The sequence below is a fragment of the Streptomyces sp. NPDC101151 genome (assembly GCF_044768335.1).
GTDB lineage: Bacteria > Actinomycetota > Actinomycetes > Streptomycetales > Streptomycetaceae > Streptomyces.
Window position 1 is genome coordinate 135,761 of the sequence record NZ_JBIWPP010000007.1, and the last position, 15,320, is coordinate 151,080.

General features: G+C 72.3%; 14 protein-coding genes. 7 read left to right on the top strand and 7 right to left on the bottom strand.

The features are described from left to right. Positions 1-43: 43 nt before the first annotated feature. Positions 44-1,567: a class I adenylate-forming enzyme family protein gene (locus ACIRU3_RS15835; protein WP_404056488.1), complete on the top strand. Its 1,524-nt coding sequence runs from the start codon at positions 44-46 to the stop codon at positions 1,565-1,567. On the opposite strand, the gene ACIRU3_RS15840 is transcribed toward ACIRU3_RS15835, so the two are convergent. Both ACIRU3_RS15840 and ACIRU3_RS15845 read right to left on the bottom strand, forming a co-directional pair. Further along, entirely contained in the window at positions 1,551-2,063 is a 513-nt protein-coding gene (locus tag ACIRU3_RS15840; protein ID WP_404056490.1) for an EF-hand domain-containing protein, read from the bottom strand. The two genes, ACIRU3_RS15835 and ACIRU3_RS15840, sit on opposite strands and share 17 nt — an antisense overlap. Positions 2,064-2,212: 149 nt before the next feature. Beyond that, positions 2,213-2,593: an STAS domain-containing protein gene (locus ACIRU3_RS15845; RefSeq protein WP_404056492.1), complete on the bottom strand. Its 381-nt coding sequence runs from the start codon at positions 2,591-2,593 to the stop codon at positions 2,213-2,215. A 334-nt stretch (positions 2,594-2,927) separates the two neighbouring features. Here ACIRU3_RS15845 and ACIRU3_RS15850 point away from each other — a divergent pair, with 334 nt between their 5' ends. Further along, a complete protein-coding gene (locus ACIRU3_RS15850; RefSeq protein WP_404056494.1) occupies positions 2,928-3,533 on the top strand; it encodes a sigma-70 family RNA polymerase sigma factor in 606 nt (201 codons plus the stop codon). Then, positions 3,530-4,897 (top strand): zf-HC2 domain-containing protein, encoded by a 1,368-nt coding sequence (locus ACIRU3_RS15855; RefSeq protein ID WP_404056496.1) that lies wholly within the window; start codon positions 3,530-3,532, stop codon positions 4,895-4,897. Before ACIRU3_RS15850 ends, ACIRU3_RS15855 begins: the two co-directional genes overlap by 4 nt. A gap of 20 nt (positions 4,898-4,917) precedes the next feature. On the opposite strand, the gene ACIRU3_RS15860 is transcribed toward ACIRU3_RS15855, so the two are convergent. From ACIRU3_RS15860 to ACIRU3_RS15870, 3 genes are read right to left on the bottom strand one after another with little or no spacing between them, the layout of a single operon-like run. Further along, positions 4,918-5,697: an SDR family NAD(P)-dependent oxidoreductase gene (locus ACIRU3_RS15860; RefSeq protein WP_404056498.1), complete on the bottom strand. Its 780-nt coding sequence runs from the start codon at positions 5,695-5,697 to the stop codon at positions 4,918-4,920. Positions 5,698-5,721: 24 nt separating this feature from the next. Next, the gene (gene purU, locus ACIRU3_RS15865; RefSeq protein ID WP_404056500.1) at positions 5,722-6,603 is read right to left on the bottom strand and encodes a formyltetrahydrofolate deformylase; all 882 of its coding nucleotides are present in this window, start codon (positions 6,601-6,603) and stop codon (positions 5,722-5,724) included. 47 nt (positions 6,604-6,650) lie between these two features. Further along, on the bottom strand, positions 6,651-7,151 hold the full coding sequence (locus tag ACIRU3_RS15870; RefSeq protein WP_404056502.1) for a hypothetical protein: 501 nt from the start codon (positions 7,149-7,151) through the stop codon (positions 6,651-6,653). 117 nt (positions 7,152-7,268) lie between these two features. Here ACIRU3_RS15870 and ACIRU3_RS15875 point away from each other — a divergent pair, with 117 nt between their 5' ends. Then, positions 7,269-8,597 carry an ABC transporter substrate-binding protein gene (locus tag ACIRU3_RS15875; RefSeq protein WP_404056504.1) on the top strand — a complete coding sequence of 443 codons (1,329 nt, stop codon included), beginning with the start codon at positions 7,269-7,271 and terminating at the stop codon, positions 8,595-8,597. 27 nt (positions 8,598-8,624) lie between these two features. Here the strand turns inward: ACIRU3_RS15875 and ACIRU3_RS15880 are convergent, their stop codons facing one another. After that, positions 8,625-10,310, bottom strand: a complete 1,686-nt coding sequence (locus tag ACIRU3_RS15880) for a hypothetical protein (protein ID WP_404056506.1) — start codon at positions 10,308-10,310, stop codon at positions 8,625-8,627. 200 nt (positions 10,311-10,510) lie between these two features. Beyond that, positions 10,511-11,896, bottom strand: a complete 1,386-nt coding sequence (locus tag ACIRU3_RS15885; protein WP_404056508.1) for a transcriptional regulator — start codon at positions 11,894-11,896, stop codon at positions 10,511-10,513. Positions 11,897-12,172: 276 nt separating this feature from the next. On the opposite strand from ACIRU3_RS15885, the gene ACIRU3_RS15890 reads away from it, so the two are divergent. The 3 genes from ACIRU3_RS15890 to ACIRU3_RS15900 all read left to right on the top strand — a co-directional run bounded on the left by ACIRU3_RS15890 (position 12,173) and on the right by ACIRU3_RS15900 (position 15,268). Then, positions 12,173-12,826 (top strand): bifunctional DNA primase/polymerase, encoded by a 654-nt coding sequence (locus ACIRU3_RS15890; RefSeq protein WP_404056510.1) that lies wholly within the window; start codon positions 12,173-12,175, stop codon positions 12,824-12,826. 79 nt (positions 12,827-12,905) lie between these two features. Then, complete coding sequence (locus tag ACIRU3_RS15895; protein ID WP_404056512.1) at positions 12,906-13,682, top strand: ABC transporter ATP-binding protein; 777 nt, start codon at positions 12,906-12,908, stop codon at positions 13,680-13,682. Continuing rightward, the gene (locus ACIRU3_RS15900) at positions 13,679-15,268 is read left to right on the top strand and encodes a transporter (RefSeq protein WP_404056514.1); all 1,590 of its coding nucleotides are present in this window, start codon (positions 13,679-13,681) and stop codon (positions 15,266-15,268) included. Before ACIRU3_RS15895 ends, ACIRU3_RS15900 begins: the two co-directional genes overlap by 4 nt. Positions 15,269-15,320 lie beyond the last annotated feature (52 nt).

A 15,320-nucleotide genomic window follows, 5' to 3' on the forward strand; every position in this document is an offset into this window, starting at 1 on the left:
CTGCTGCAAATCTGACGCACTGTCAGCTATGCAGGGGGTCGAAGTGAACGACACCGCACACGCCCTGGGCGCCTCGCGCACCCTGTGGGAGCTGGTGGACCGCAGGGCCCGCCTCACCCCGGACCGTCCCGTCCTGCTCCAGGACGACCGCCGGCTGACCTTCGGCGAACTGCGTGCACGGGCCGAGCGGGTCGCGGCCGGCCTGCACGCCATGGGGGTGCGCCCCGGCACGGTGGTGGCCTGGCAGCTGCCCACGCGCATCGAAACGGCCCTGCTGTCCTTCGCGCTGGCCCGGCTGGGCGCCGTGCAGTCCCCGGTCATCCCGTTCTACCGGGACCGGGAGGTCGGCTTCGCGCTGCGCGAGTCCAAGGCCGAGTTCTTCGCCGTACCGGGCGTCTGGCGCGGCCACGACCACACGGAGATGGCCCGGCGGCTCGGCGCGAAGGGCGTCTTCGAGGCGTACGACGACCTGCCCGAGGGCGATCCGTCCGCCCTCCCCGCACCCCCCACGGACGGCACGTCGGTGCGCTGGATCTACTGGACCTCGGGAACGACCTCCGCCCCCAAGGGCGTCCTGCACACCGACCGCTCCCTGATCGCGGGCGGCTCCTGCCTCGCCCACGCACTGCGTCTGACGCCCGAGGACGTGGGCTCGATGGCGTTCCCGTACGCGCACATAGCCGGACCCGACTACACGGTCATGCTCCTTCTCTACGGCTTCCCGGCGGTGATGTTCGAGCAGTTCGCACTGCCGGACGCGCTGGAGGGCTACCGGCGGCACGGCGTGACGGTGGCCGGCGGGTCGACGGCGTTCTACTCGATGTTCCTGGCCGAGCAGCGCAAGCGGCCGGGGGCGAAGGTGATCCCCTCCCTGCGGCTGCTCGCCGGAGGCGGGGCTCCCAAGCCCCCCGAGGTCTACCACGCCGTCGTACGCGAGATGGGCGTCCAGCTCACCCACGGCTACGGCATGACCGAGGTGCCGATGATCACCATGGGGGACCCGCGGGACTCGCCGGAACACCTCGCGACGACCGAGGGGCGCCCGCCGGAGGGGATGGAGATACGGATCGTCGACGGCGAGGTACGGCTGCGCGGGGAGGCGGTGTGCCAGGGCTATCTGGACCCCGGCCAGACAGCCGCGGCCTTCGACGGGGAGGGCTTCCTGCGCACGGGGGACCTCGGGCGCGTGACCGACTCCGGACACCTCGTGCTCACCGGGCGGCTGAAGGACGTGATCATCCGCAAGGGCGAGAACATCTCGGCCAAGGAGATCGAGGATCTGCTCGCCGCGCACCCGGCGGTCGGGGACGTGGCGGTGATCGGCCTGCCGGACAGGGAGCGCGGGGAGCTGGTCTGCGCGGTGATCGAACAGCCGTCGGGGGCAGCCGGGTTGACGCTGACGGAGATCGTCACGTACCTGCGGGCGGAAGGGCTGTCCGTCCACAAGCTGCCCGAGCGGCTGGAGGTGGTGGACGCCCTTCCACGGAACGAGACCCTGCGGAAGGTGCTGAAGTACCAGCTGCGGGAGCGGTTCTCCGGGCCACCGGCCGCTACTCGGGAACCGTGAAGTACCGCGCGAACGCCGGCACGATCTCCGCCTCGCTGATCCTGCCGTCGCCGTCGCTGTCGAGCGCGGTGGCGGTCGCCCTGGCGGTGCCCTCCGGCACGTGGAAGACGCGCAGCACGCGGACCGTGTCGGTGAGGGTGGCGTGGCCGTCCGCGTCCGGATCGGCCACGGCCAGCGCCGCGTGCAGGAAGGGGCGGGCGATCTCGGCGAAGCGGTCAGGGTTGTCGCGCAGGCGCTTGACCGCGCCGGTGACGAATTCCTCACGGGTGATGCGCTGGTCGCCGTCCCGGTCCGCGATCCCCGCCATGCCCTGCCAGAAGGCCTCCGCGCCGGCGTACAGCGCCTGGCCCTTGTCGGAGCGGGCGGGCACGGTGAACTCGGCGAGCAGCGCCTTGGCCGCCGCGTTGAAGTCCTCGCGGTCGATGTAGCCGTTGCCGTCCTGGTCGAAGGTGGCGAACCGGGCGGCGATCCTGCGCTCGTACTCGGTGCTGACCATGTCTGTTCGGGCCGCCTTACGTTGACGTGGGGGTTGATCTGGCAGGGAGCGTACGTCGCGGGCGGCGGTGATGTGGCGGGAAAGCGGCGGTTGTGCCAAGACCGGGGGAATTCTGCGACAACCTTGTGCCGACAGCCCGGGAAGGTGCCTCAGGCCGAGAGGGGACCCGCTTCGTCGGCGGTGGCGGACTCGACATCGGGGCGGACGTCGAAGAGACGGCGGACGCCGAGCGCGCCGAGGACCCGGTTGACGTGCGAGCCGTCGTCCGCGCCCCGGTCCGGCAGGATCAGCCGCAGCCGGCCCTGGCAGGAGCGGATCAGCCGACGGGCGGCGACCAGGACGCCGACCCCGCTGGAGTCGCAGAAGAACACGTCGGAGAGGTCGAGGATCAGACTGTGGTGGCCCTCCGCGACCACGTCGTGCACGCGCTGGCGCAACACCGGCGAGGTGATCAGGTCCAGTTCCCCGGACACCCGGAGCACGGCCCACTCGCCTTGTTCGACGCCGGTCACCTTGAATCCCACGGCCACGCCCCTCCGCTCGCCGGATCTCCCGGAACCGCCCGGAAACGGAAGCAGTTCCTACGTTTCATTCCGCGCGGCTGCCCAGCGGCCGTTCCCTGAAACTTCGGGGAACAAACCGCACACGATCGGCAAGGGGCTTGTTTCAGTCACTATCGATCCTGTTCGATCGGAGATGGACACAACTCGCGTGAAGATCGTGTGAAGAGGGCACTATCACCTGCGGTGCCTCGGGGGCGCTCATTGACACAAAGGGGCGTGCGCCGTCAGACGTGCCGACTACATTCGGGATGACGGTGCAGAGAGGCTGGACGGGCCGGACCAGGGCGAGGGGAGGGGCAGCATGGCGCAGAAGGACGTACCGCCCCGTTGGGACCGCAAGATGCAGCAGCGGCTCGCGCGCGGCGAGGCCGCCGCGCTCGGCGAGTTCTACGACCGGTTCGCCTCGCTGGTGCACAGTCTCGCCCACCGCGTCCTCGGCGACGAGCGGGGCGCCGACGGCCTCACCCGCGAGGTCTTCGCCCACGTCTGGGAACACCCCGAGACCTACGACCCCAAGCAGGGTCCGCTGCGCTCCTGGGTCGCCGAGGTGACCCACCGGCTCGCCGTGCAGCGGCTGCGCGCCACCGAGACCGCCGCGCTCACCCGGGGCGGGAGCGGCCCCGGCGAGGAGCCGCAGAGCCTGGCCGGCGAGGAGCTGGAGACCCTGGAGAGCAAGGTGCGCCACGCCTCGGTCGCCGCCCGTGCCGACTACATCGTCCACTCCATGCCCGCCCCGCTGCGCGCCGCGCTGGAACTGGCCTATTTCCAGCGCCGCGACTACCGCCAGACCGCCGCCGACCTCGGCGTCACGGAGGACGAGGCCCGCCGCCGGCTCCGCCTCGGCCTGCAACTGCTCTCCACCGCCCATGACGTCGGCACACCACCGGGATACGGGGGTGCGGTGTGAGCGGGAACGGCGGTTTCGAGGCGCACGACGGCCGCGACGACGAGGAGCGACGCGCCTGTGGGGGCACCCGGGGAGCGGGCTCCGGTGCCGGGTCCGGTGAGGTGCCGCCCGGTGCCGGCGGCCCCGGACCCGACCGGACGCCCCGGATACCGCTGCCCCGCGCCTCCGTCGAGGACAGCGGGCTGCCACTGCCCGACCTCGCCGACCTGGGGGACCTCGCGCCCGTGCCGCTCGACCTGTCGCACGATGTCCTGAAGTCGCTCCTCGGCGCCTGGGCCCTGACCGCCTGCTCGGCGGCCGAGACGGCGGCCGTGGAGGACCACCTCGGCAGCTGCGGTTCCTGCGCGGACGAGGCACTGCGGCTGCGCGCGGCGGTCGGTCTGCTGCACCAGCCCGAGACCCTCGACCTGGACCCCGCGCTGCGCACCCGCGTCCTGGAGGGCTGTCTGGACCGCCGGCCGCCGCGCATCCCGGTGCCCGGATGGGCGGCGCCGTACGACGCCGAGACGGCGCGGCTGGACGCCCTGCTGCAGGACTTCGGGGACGCCGAGTGGCATGCGCCGGTGCGGCTGCGGTGGTTCGAGGGCGACGCGCCGACGAGCCGTCGTACCACCGTGGCCGGGGTGATCGCGCATCTGCTGTCGGTGGACGGACTGGTCGCGATGGCGCTCGGTCTGGACGACCCGCTGACGGAGGTCCTCGCCCAGGGCGAGCAGGCCGGCCAGGCCCCGGCGGGCCCGGCCGGGCGCACCGAGGCGTACTGGCGGACCTCCCACTTCCCGCCGACGCGGTCGGTGCGGGGGCCGTGGCGGGAGCAGAGCCACAACCTCGTACGGACGGTGTCCTTCACGGGCAGCACCGCCGGCGGGCTCACGGTGCCGTACGGCGGCTTCGAACTGCCCCTGCACGATGCGATGCTGGACCGGGCCTTCGAGTGCTGGGTGCACGCGGAGGACATCGCGGAGGCGGTCGACTACCCGTACGAGCCGCCCGCACCACGCCACTTGAACAAGATGATCGACCTCGCGGCCCGGATGCTCCCGGCCGCCCTGGCCGAGCGGCGCCGTGCGGGGCTGTCCGCACCGGGCCAGACCCCGCACCTCGTCCCGGCGGGGTCGCCGGGGCGCAGCCTGCGTCTGGAGATCGAGGGCGCGGCCGGCGGCGAATGGCTGATCCCGCTGGACTCCCCCGCGGCGGTGGGCTCCGCAGAGTTCGAGGTGGCCCATGTCGCCCTGGACGGCGTGGAGTTCTGCCGTCTGGCCGCCGGCCATGTGCCACCGGAGGAGGCGGCGGCGGGACAGGTGGGCGACCGGGTGGCCATCAGAGACGTGCTGTTCGCCGCGGCGGGGCTCAGCCGGATGTGAGCCCCGCTCCCGGCAGCGGCTCAGTGGACGGAGAACCCGCCGTCCACGAAGATCGACTGCCCGGTGACATAGCCGGAGGCGGCGCCGGCGAGGAACACCGCCGCGCCCGCGAAGTCCTCGGCCAGCCCGTTGCGGCCGACCAGCGTGCGGGCGGCCAGCGCCGCCACCTTCTCGGGATCGGACGACAGCCGTGCGTTGAGCGGCGTCATCACGAAGCCCGGCACGAGGGTGTTGCAGGTGACGCCGTACGGCGACCAGGCCTCGGCCTGGGAGCGGGCCAGTGATTCCAACGCGCCCTTGGAGACACCGTAGGCGCCGCTCTGCACAAAGGCCCGGTGCGCCTGCTGGGAGGTGAGGTGGATGATCCGGCCGTAGCCCCGCTCGGCCATGCCGGGCCCGAACCTCTGCCCCAGCAGGAAGGGCGCGTCCAGGTTCAGGGCCATGGTGGTGTCCCACACGTCCTCGCCCAGCTCGCCCATCGGCGGCCGCACGTTGACCCCGGCGCTGTTGACCAGGATGTCGGGCTCCCCGAACACCGCGGCCGCCTCGTCGGCCGCCGCGCGCACGCCCTCGCGGGTGCTCAGGTCGGCGCTGACCCAGGCAGCCCGGCAGCCTTCGGCGGTCAGCTCGTCGACCGTGGCGGCCAGCTCCGCCTCCTTGCGCGCGACGACCACCACGCTCGCCCCGGCACGCGCCAGTGCCCCGGCGATGCCCCGGCCGATGCCGGAACTGCCCCCGGTCACCACCGCGACCCGGCCGTCCAGGGAGAAGAGTCCGGAGAGATAAGCCTGCGAGATCATGTTCGAAAGCCTAGACGGCAGCCCTCAGGCGAACACCACGGTCCGGCGCCCGTTGAGCAGGATCCGGCGCTCCGCGTGCCACTTCACCGCGCGCGCCAGGGCCTGGCACTCCACATCGCGTCCGACGGCGACCAGTTGGTCGGGGGTCACGTCGTGGCCCACCCGCTCGACCTCCTGCTCGATGATCGGGCCCTCGTCGAGGTCGGCGGTGACGTAGTGGGCCGTGGCACCGATCAGCTTGACGCCCCGGGCGTGCGCCTGGTGGTAGGGCTTGGCGCCCTTGAAGCTCGGCAGGAAGGAGTGGTGGATGTTGATGATCCGGCCGCTGAGCTGCTTGCACAGGTCGTCCGAGAGGACCTGCATGTAGCGGGCGAGGACGACCAGTTCGATCTTCTCCTCGCGCACGATCTCCAGCAGCTGCCCCTCGGCGGCCGCCTTGGTCTCCCTCGTCACCGGGATGTGGTGGAAGGGGACGTTGTACGACCTCACCAGCTCTTCGAACTCGGTGTGGTTGGAGACCACGGCCGCGATCTCCACGGGGAGCGCGCCGATCCGGGCGCGGAAGAGGAGGTCGTTCAGGCAGTGGCCGAACTTGCTGACCAAGAGGACGATGCGCATCTTCTCGTCGGCCCGGTTGATCTGCCAGTCCATGTGGAAGGAGTCACCGATCGCCGCGAAGCTCGCCCGCAGCTTGTCCACCGTCACCGGAGGCTCCGCCGAGAAGTGGACGCGCATGAAGAACAGCCCCGTGTCGTGGTCGCCGAACTGCTGGCTGTCCTCGATGTTGCAGCCGGTCATGAACAGGTAGCTCGACACGGCGTGCACGATGCCCTGCTTGTCCGGGCAGGAGAGGGTGAGGACGTACTGTTCGGCGGGGGCCGCGGCTCGGGTGGGCTGCTCGTTCATGCACCACAGGGTCTCATGGCCGCACCGCCCGGAGGCGCTGTCGTCCGCTACGCGGACCGGGTGACGATCCGCAGCACCTCAAGGCTCTTCGGCGGCGTGTCCGGGTCGTCCCCGTCACTGGCCGACATGCGCACATGGGCGTCCCGGGCCGCTCGCACCGCCTCCGGCCACCCGTGGTGGTCGAAATAGGCGGAGACCGGCGCGTCCGGGCCGACCTGGTGCATGATCCGCAGCACCCGCAGCACGGCGGTGTCGACGAGCGCCGCCTCCTGCGAGTCCCGGAATATCGTGCCGATGTACTTCTCCGCGGACCAGTTGTCCAGCCAGGTGTCCTCCACCAGTCGGTACACGGCGTCGGTGACGTCGCCGTACCCGTCCACTGCGGCCAGCCAGACGTCCCGCTGGAACGCCTGGTCGGAGAGCATGTGCAGCGCCGAGCGCACATTGCTGCGCCAGCGCCACCACGGCATGTCGTTCAGAGGCATGCCGCCCATGGTGGAGGAGCGACGGCCGCGACGGGAAGAGTTCTCCGAACCTTGCACGGTCATCGATCGTACGTTCCTCGTCACACGAGCCACACCGGCCCCCGTAATTCACCTCGATGTCACCTTTCGTTGACTCAGGGTCACTCCCCGGTTAGCGGTGTGAGGGAATCGTGCGTGTCCATGACCGGCAGGCGACGCACCCGCAGCACCTTCGTCCGACCCTTCTTCCGGCCCGTCAGAGCCACCGTCGTGTCGGCGGTCGCGCTGGCAGCCTGTGCGTCGCTCACCGCCGGATGCGGGGCCATCCCCGGTGCCACGGGGGGCTCCGGGGATGGCCCGATCAAGGTCATGACCTGGGCGCCCGAGAAGACCGATGCCACCAACAAGCCCGGCATGCCCGCGATGGCCCGCGCCTACGAGAAGTGGATCAACGCCCACGGCGGCATCAACGGCCACGAACTCGAAGTCCTGACCTGCAACGACCACAACGACAGCGTGGGCGCCGCGAAGTGCGCCCGGCGGGCGGTGGCCGAGGACGTCGTCGCGGTCGTCGGCTCCTACAGCCAGTTCGGCGACTCCTTCCTCGCCCCGCTGGAGAGCGCGGGAGTCCCCTACATAGGCGGCTACGGCGTCACCAACGAGGAGTTCACCGGCCCGATGTCGTACCCGGTCAACGGTGGCCAGCCGGTCCTCCTGGCCGGCCTCGGCAGGGCCCTGAGCGCCACCTGCGGCCCCATCGCCCTGGTCCGCCCCGACAGCATCGCCGGCGACCAGCTGCCCACCCTGCTCGACTCGGGCCTGAAGGCGGGCGGGCACGCGGCGGCCGGCGACCAGCTCGCGGCCGAGAACGCCACCGAGTACGGCACCCAGGCCGATGAGGCGCTGCGGTCCGCGACCCGGGACGTGGCGAAGAAGGGCTGCGTGGTGCCCGCGCTCGGGGACCGCACCGACACCTTCATGGACTCCTTCCGGCGGGCCCGTGACAGCTTCCCCGCGGTGCGGACGGCGACCGTGCTGGGCAGCGTCGACCAGTCCGTGATCAACGCGACGGGCGGGGCGTCGGGGCCGTACGAGGGGGCGTACATCACCAGCTGGTACCCGGTGGCGTCGGACGCGCGCTGGGACCGGATGAAGAAGGTCATCAACGAGGAGGCCTTCGGCGACAACCGCATCGACCCCGCGGACGCCGGAGTGCAGACCACCTGGATCGCCTACACCGTGCTCAAGACCGTCCTGGAGAAGATCGCTGACGGCGAGATGAGCGCCGACAGCGTGCGGCACACCCTCGACGACGGTCTGCATGTGTCCACGGACGGCCTCACCCCGACCCTGCACTGGCCCTACGAGGGCAAGCTCGCCGGGGTCGGCTTCCCACGGCTGGTCAACGCCGACGTGACCCTGCAGGTGGTCAGGGACGGCCGGCTTGTCGCCGCGAAGAAGACCGCCGGCTCGGGCATCGACGGGATCACCGACATGACGAGCACGCTGGAGAGCGCGGAGATCGACTGATCCGGCTCCCCAGCGCCCCCGCCCGCCTCACAGCTGGGTGGGCTGGCGCTGGGTCAGGCCGTACTTCTGCGCGACGGAGTTCCACAGCGCGGCCGCCTTCACCTTCTGCGCGCTGGCGGTGCCGCTCTCCCGGTTGCCGGCCTGGGTCTGGCCGGTGACGCGGGCGTGCCCCTTCTTGCAGCCCTTCCCGCTGCCGGCCTGGTCGGCCCAGGCCGCGTAGTGGTTGTCGGCGGACGCGGACGCCTGCCAGGCCTTGGTGAGGGCCGCGGTCAGCTCGGCGTTGTTCGGCAGCTTGTCGACGGACAGCTTGCCGAGCCGGGTGACCAGGTCGGCGCGCTGCTTGGCCGCGTTCCGCAGGTCGGAAGAGGCCTGACCGAGGTTGTTGCACTGCTTGACGTTCGCCACCGCCTGGATCACCGAGGCGCGGCTGCTGCCGCTGTCGGCGAGCAGCTTGTCCAGGGCGACCGCCTGCTGTTCGGCGGGGTCGGCGGCGGGCGAGGCGGAGCCATCGGTGGCCGGGGCGGAGGCGGCGACGGTCTTGTTGTCGCTGCCCTTGTCCCCGCCACCGCCGCTGAGCAGCGCACCGGCGCCGACGCCTACGACGACGATGCCCACGCCGATCGCGGCGATCAGCGGCACCCGGGAGCCGCTGCGGCCCCGGCGCCGGCCGTCATCGTCGTCGTCCGGGTGCCGGCTGTACGAGTCCATGGGCGGGCTGTACGACGGCTGCGCGGCGCCCGGGTAGTCGTTCTGCGGCCGGATGCGCGGCATCTGCTGGGTGGCGCCCGCCGGGCTCTGGGCGCCCGCCGGCCCGCTGCGGAAGAGGTTGTCGAACTCGGCCGGCGGCTGCCGGTCGCCGCCCTGCGCCTGGCCGGCGTACGGCGGGATGTACTGCGTGGCCTCGGCGTCGGAGTGGGCGGCCGGCGCGGACGGCTGCTGTGCCCGCCCGAGGAACCGCGTCTCCTCCCCGGCGGACTCGGGCGGCAGCGCACCGGCCGCCACGGGCGGTATGTACTGCGTGGCGCCCTCGTCGGCGGGGGCCGCCGGCAGGACCGGGGGCAGGTACTGGGTCGCACCCTCGGGCGCGGAGGCCGCCGGGACGGGCGGGATGTACTGGGTCGCGCCCTCGGCCGCGGGGGCGGAGACCGGCGGAAAGTACGCGGTCGCGTTGTCGGCCGCCGGGGGCAGGGGCGCGCTCTGCGCCGGGTACGCGTCCGGCGTGGCGGGGGGCAGGGACGCGGCCGGGTACTGCTGCTGGTACGGGGCCGGGGCTCCGTAGGCGGGCTGCCCGCCCGCACCGTCCTCGAGCTGCCCGGCGCCGTACGAGGGCTGCTGAGCCCCGCCGTACGCCTGCGCCTGGCCCGCGGAGCCGTACGCCGGGTTCTGGCCGCCGGAGCCGTAGGCCTGATCGCCGTACGACTGCGCCGGTGCGCCCTCCGGGGGCAGCGGGCCGGGGCCGTTGCCGGCGGCGGGCTGCTGGTCCGGGGTGCCCCACTGCTGGGCGGGCGCCGGGGGCCAGCCCTGGTCCTGCTGGGGTGCCTGCTGCCGGCCGGGGCCCCAGGGGCCGCCCCAGGCCTGGCCGCCGGCGGGTGCGGCCGAGGCGGGAGCGCCGGTCATGCCCGGCAGCAGGGGCTCGCCTCCGTCGGAGGGCAGCACGATGCCTTCGCGCGCGGGCCGCGCCGAGGGCTCATCGCCCTGTCCACTCTGCGTCACCGGGACTCCTACGAATGGGGGACCTTCGGAATCGTCGGCCCACGCTACCGGGTCCCCCGAGCCGGGTGCCATGCAGCTCAGGGCGCGATCTTGTTCCCTGTGACAGCGGTAACACAACGGCCCCGCGGCACGCTGTTCATGGCCGCCCGTTCGGATCCGGGTGCCGTTTCCCGTGCGTTCACGCGTCGCGGGGCCGGTGTTCAGGCGGCCTGCTGGAGGTCGAGACGGGCCCCGAACTCCCGTACGACCGCTTCGTCCCGGAAGGGCTCCAGACGCTGCTGGAGGTCCTCCAGATATTCGGCACCCCGGTTGGAGCGCAGCCTCTCCAGCAGTTCCACCGCCTTCATCCCGGTGCTGCAGGCCTGCTCGATCTCGCGCTGCTGCACCTGGGCCGTGGCGAGCAGCGCATAGCCGATGGCACGGCGCCGGGCCCGGGACTCGGGGTGCCCGGCCAGCGACTGCTCGGCACACCGCGCCGCCGCCTCGGCCTGCCCCAGGTCGCGGTGGCAGTGCGCCAGCTCGTCGGCCAGATAGGCCTCGTCGAAGTGGGCGATCCACACCGGGTCGTCCCCTGAGGCCGCGTCCGCCTGCTCCATCGCCGAGACCGCCCGCCCGGAAGCCGCCTGCGCGGCGCGGACGTCACCGAGCAGGGCGTGCCCGCGCGCCTCGGCCGCGTGGAACATCGCCTCCGCGCGCGGGGTCACCCGTCCGCGCGCCCCTTCCTGCGCGGCCCGCGCCAGCTGGGCGATCTCGCGCGGGTTCCCGAGCTGCGCGGCGAGGTGGCTCATGGAGGCGGCGAGGATGTAGCCGCCGTAGCCGCGGTCGCCGGCCGCCTGCGCCAGGCGCAGGGACTGGATGTAGTACCGCTGGGCCAGGCCGGGCTGCCCGGTGTCGACCGCCATGTACCCGGCCAGCTCGGTCAAGCGGGCCACGGTCGCGAACAGCTCGCGGCCGACCGCCTCGCGGTACGACCCCGCGAGCAGCCCGGAGACGACGCTGTTGAGGTAGTGCACGACGACCGGGCGCACATGCCCGCTGCCGAACTGGTGGTCGAGGTCCACCAGCGCCTGGGTCATGGACCGTACGGCGGCCACGTCGGACTGGCCCACGCGCGGGCCCGCCTGCCGGGCCACCTGGGAGTCCGGCGCGGAGATCAGCCAGTCGCGGCTGGGCTCGACCAGCGCGGAGGCGGCGACGGACGAGCCGGACAGGAAGTCCCGCCGGCCCACGTCGCTGCGCCACAGCTCGCAAACCTGCTCGATGGCCCCCAGTACCGTCGGCGAGAACTGGAGACCGACCCCCGAGGCGAGGTTCTTGCCGTTGGCCATGCCGATCTCGTCGATCGTGACCGTACGGCCGAGTTTGCGTCCGAGTGCCTCCGCGATGATCGCCGGGGCCCGGCCCCGCGGCTGCTGACCGCGCAGCCAGCGGGCCACGGACGTCTTGTCGTAGCGCAGGTCGAGACCGTGCTCGGCACCGCACATGTTGACCCGCCGGGCCAGCCCGGCGTTCGAGCACCCCGCTTCCTGGATGAGAGCCTGCAGCCGTTCGTTCGGCTGCCTCGCGACAAGAGGCCTCGCGGCCATGTGCTACCCCCTGCGAACCCCTGGAGCGTGAAGATGCGGCCGGAAGGATCCGGTCGTGAAGATCACTGCCCAGCTGACATACCGTCAATGCGTGACATGTGCGGTTTGCCGGGGTAAAGGCAGATGCCATCCCCATCCCTGGCTACCCAGCCCACGCCCGGGTTCCTCCTGCGCGCCCCCACCTGTGCACCCGTGCGCCCCAGGTGCGGAATCGATGCTCCTCCCCCGCGCGCGCCGTGGCCGTAACTCCAGGTGGGTGCGGGAGTTGAGTGAACCGTGGAAGAGACGATCGCCGGCACACAAGCCGCTCAGATTCCGCAGCAGCGCGGGGAATCGCTGCTGGAAACCGCCGTACGCTACGCCGAGGAGCGGCACTGGGACGTGTTCCCGGGCACCTGGCTGGAAGCCGTCGACGGGGCGCAGCGCTGCTCGTGCGGCGACGCCTCCTGCCCCGCGCCGGGTGCGCACCCCGCGCGCCCCGACTGGGCGACGCAGGCGACCGGCAGTGCGACCGTCGCGCGCCGGATGTGGCAGAAGCAGCCGACGGCGTCGATCCTGCTGCCGACAGGGCGTACGTTCGATGCGCTGTCCGTCCCGGAGAGCGCCGGTTTCCTGGCACTGGCCCGCATGGAGCGGATGGAGCTGACCCTCGGGCCGGTGACGCTCACCCCCGCGCGGCGGATGCAGTTCTTCGTGCTGCCGGGGGCTTCGGTGAAGGTTCCCGATCTGGTCCGCAAGCTCGGCTGGTCGCTGGCCTCGCTGGACCTGGTACCGCTCGGGGAGGGAAGTTACGTGGCCGCTCCGCCGACCCGTTTCGGCTCGCGCGGTGCCGTGCAGTGGGCCTGCCGGCCCACCCCGGCGAATCGATGGCTGCCGGATGCGGAGGAGTTGATCTCGCCGCTGGCCTACGCCTGCGGCAGGGACAAGTAGCGTGCACCCGCGCGGCGGAGCCGCACAGCGGGCCCGGTCCCGCCCCCTGAGGGCACGGCGGTCGCCGTAGGGTTCACACATGAACGAGGCTGCGGTTCGCGTGCGGGGACTCTGGAAGCAATTCGGGCAGCAGGTTGCCGTGGGCGGGATCGATCTCGATCTGCCCGCCGGGAAGTTCATCGGGCTGGTCGGGCCCAACGGGGCCGGGAAGACCACCACGCTGTCCATGGTGACCGGGTTGCTACGGCCCGATCAGGGGTCCGTCGAGGTCGTCGGGCACGACGTGTGGCAGGACCCGGTGGCCGTCAAGGCGCGGATCGGAGTGCTGCCCGAGGGGCTGCGATTGTTCGAGCGGCTCTCCGGGCGGGAGTTGCTGGGGTACTCGGGGCGGCTGCGGGGGCTGCCCGGCGCCGAGGTCGACAAGCGGGCCGCCCAGTTGCTGGACGTGCTGGACCTGGCCGGGGCGCAGCACAAACTCGTCGTGGACTACTCGACCGGCATGCGCAAGAAGATCGGGCTCGCGGCCGCACTCCTCCACAATCCCGAAGTGCTGTTCCTGGACGAGCCGTTCGAGGGCGTCGACCCGGTGTCCGCACAGACGATCCGCGGTGTGCTGGAGCGGTACACCGCCTCCGGAGCCACCGTCGTGTTCTCCTCGCACGTGATGGAGCTGGTCGAGTCGCTGTGCGACTGGGTGGCCGTCATGGCGGCGGGGCGCATCCGTGCGACGGGGACGCTGGCCGAGGTGCGCGGGGAACATTCCACCTTGCAGGCGGCCTTCCTGGAGCTGGTCGGGGCGCGCGGCCTGGACGCCGGGTCCGATCTGGACTGGCTGGGCGGCGGGGCGGCCCGATGACGAACGTGACCTCGACCGTCGTACGGCTGAAGGTGTCGCTGCTGCGCAACGGGCTCAGGCAGTCGGCGGGCCGGCGTGCCGCGTTCGTCGCCTCGGCCGTCGTGGCGCTGCTGTTCGCACTGCTGCAGCTGCTGGGCCTGCTGGCGCTGCGCGGGCACGCACACGCCGAAGCGGTCGCCGTGCCCGGTACGGCCGTGCTGGCGCTGGGCTGGGCGGTGATGCCGCTGTTCTTCCCGAGCGGTGACGAGACACTGGACCCGACCCGCCTGGTGATGCTGCCCCTGCGGCCCCGACCCCTGGTACGGGCGCTGCTGGCCGCCTCACTCGTCGGCATCGGGCCGCTGTTCACACTGCTGGTGCTGGCGGGCTGCGCACTGTCGGTGGCGCACGGCACGGCAGGGTACGTGTTCTCGCTCGTCGCCGTCCCGCTCTCCCTGCTGGTCTGCGTGGCGCTCGCGCGGGCCGTCGCCGCCGCCAACGTACGACTGCTGACCAGCAGGAAGGGACGCGATCTGGCCGTGCTGAGCGGGCTGGTGATCGCCATCGGGGCACAGCTGGTCAACTTCGGTGCCCAGCGCCTGGGTTCGGCGGGACTCGGACAGCTGCAGCCGGTCGCGGACGTGCTGTCCTGGGTACCGCCCGCGTCGGCCGTGGGGGCGGTACGGGCGGCGAGCGAGGGGTCGTACGGCACCGCCCTCGCTCAACTCGCTGTGTCGCTGGCCGGGTCGGCGGCGCTGATCGCGCTCTGGAGCCGAAACCTCACACGGCTGATGACCTCGCCCGACGGGTCCACCGTCCAGGCTCTCGATGCCGGGGCGCGGGACCGCACCTCCTCCGCCGGCCTGAGGCGGCTGCTGCCGGGCGGGCGCACGGGCACGGTCATGGAACGCACCCTGCGCTACATCTGGCGCGACCCGAAGACCAAGGCCGCCTGGGTGACCTCGCTGGCCATCGGGCTGATCGTGCCGGTCTTCAACGCGGTGCAGGGCACCGGGTCGATCTACTTCGCGTGCTTCGCCGCCGGCATGCTCGGCATCCAGATGTACAACCAGTTCGGGCAGGACACCTCCGCCTTCTGGATGGTGGCCCTGACGATCTCCTCGGCGCGGGACGCATACGCCGAGCTGCGCGGGCGGGCGCTGGCCCTGCTGGTGATCACCCTGCCGTACGCCACCCTCGTGACCGTCCTGACGACCGCGCTGCTCGGCGCCTGGGCCCGGCTGCCGGAGGTGCTGGGACTGTCCCTCGCGCTGCTCGGGGCGATGCTGGCGACCGGCGCCTGGACCTCGGCCCGCTTCCCGTACTCCATCCCGCAGGAGGGCCACAAGAACGTGGCCCCCGGCCAGGCCGGGCTCGCCTGGATCTCGATCTTCGGCGGCATGGTCGCGGCCGCGCTGCTCTGCTCCCCCGTCATCGCCCTGACGATCTGGCGCTACGTGACCGCTGACGGGGACGCGTGGAGCTGGGTGCTGCTGCCGGTGGGGGCCTTGTACGGGGCCGGGATCACCTGGGTGGGGCTACGGCTGGCGGCACCCCGAACGGCGGTCCGCCTGCCGGAGATCCTGACAGCGGTGAGCAAGGGCTGACGGCGCCTGTGCACCCCGCACCCGCCGACGCACGGACACCGCGCGGGCAGGA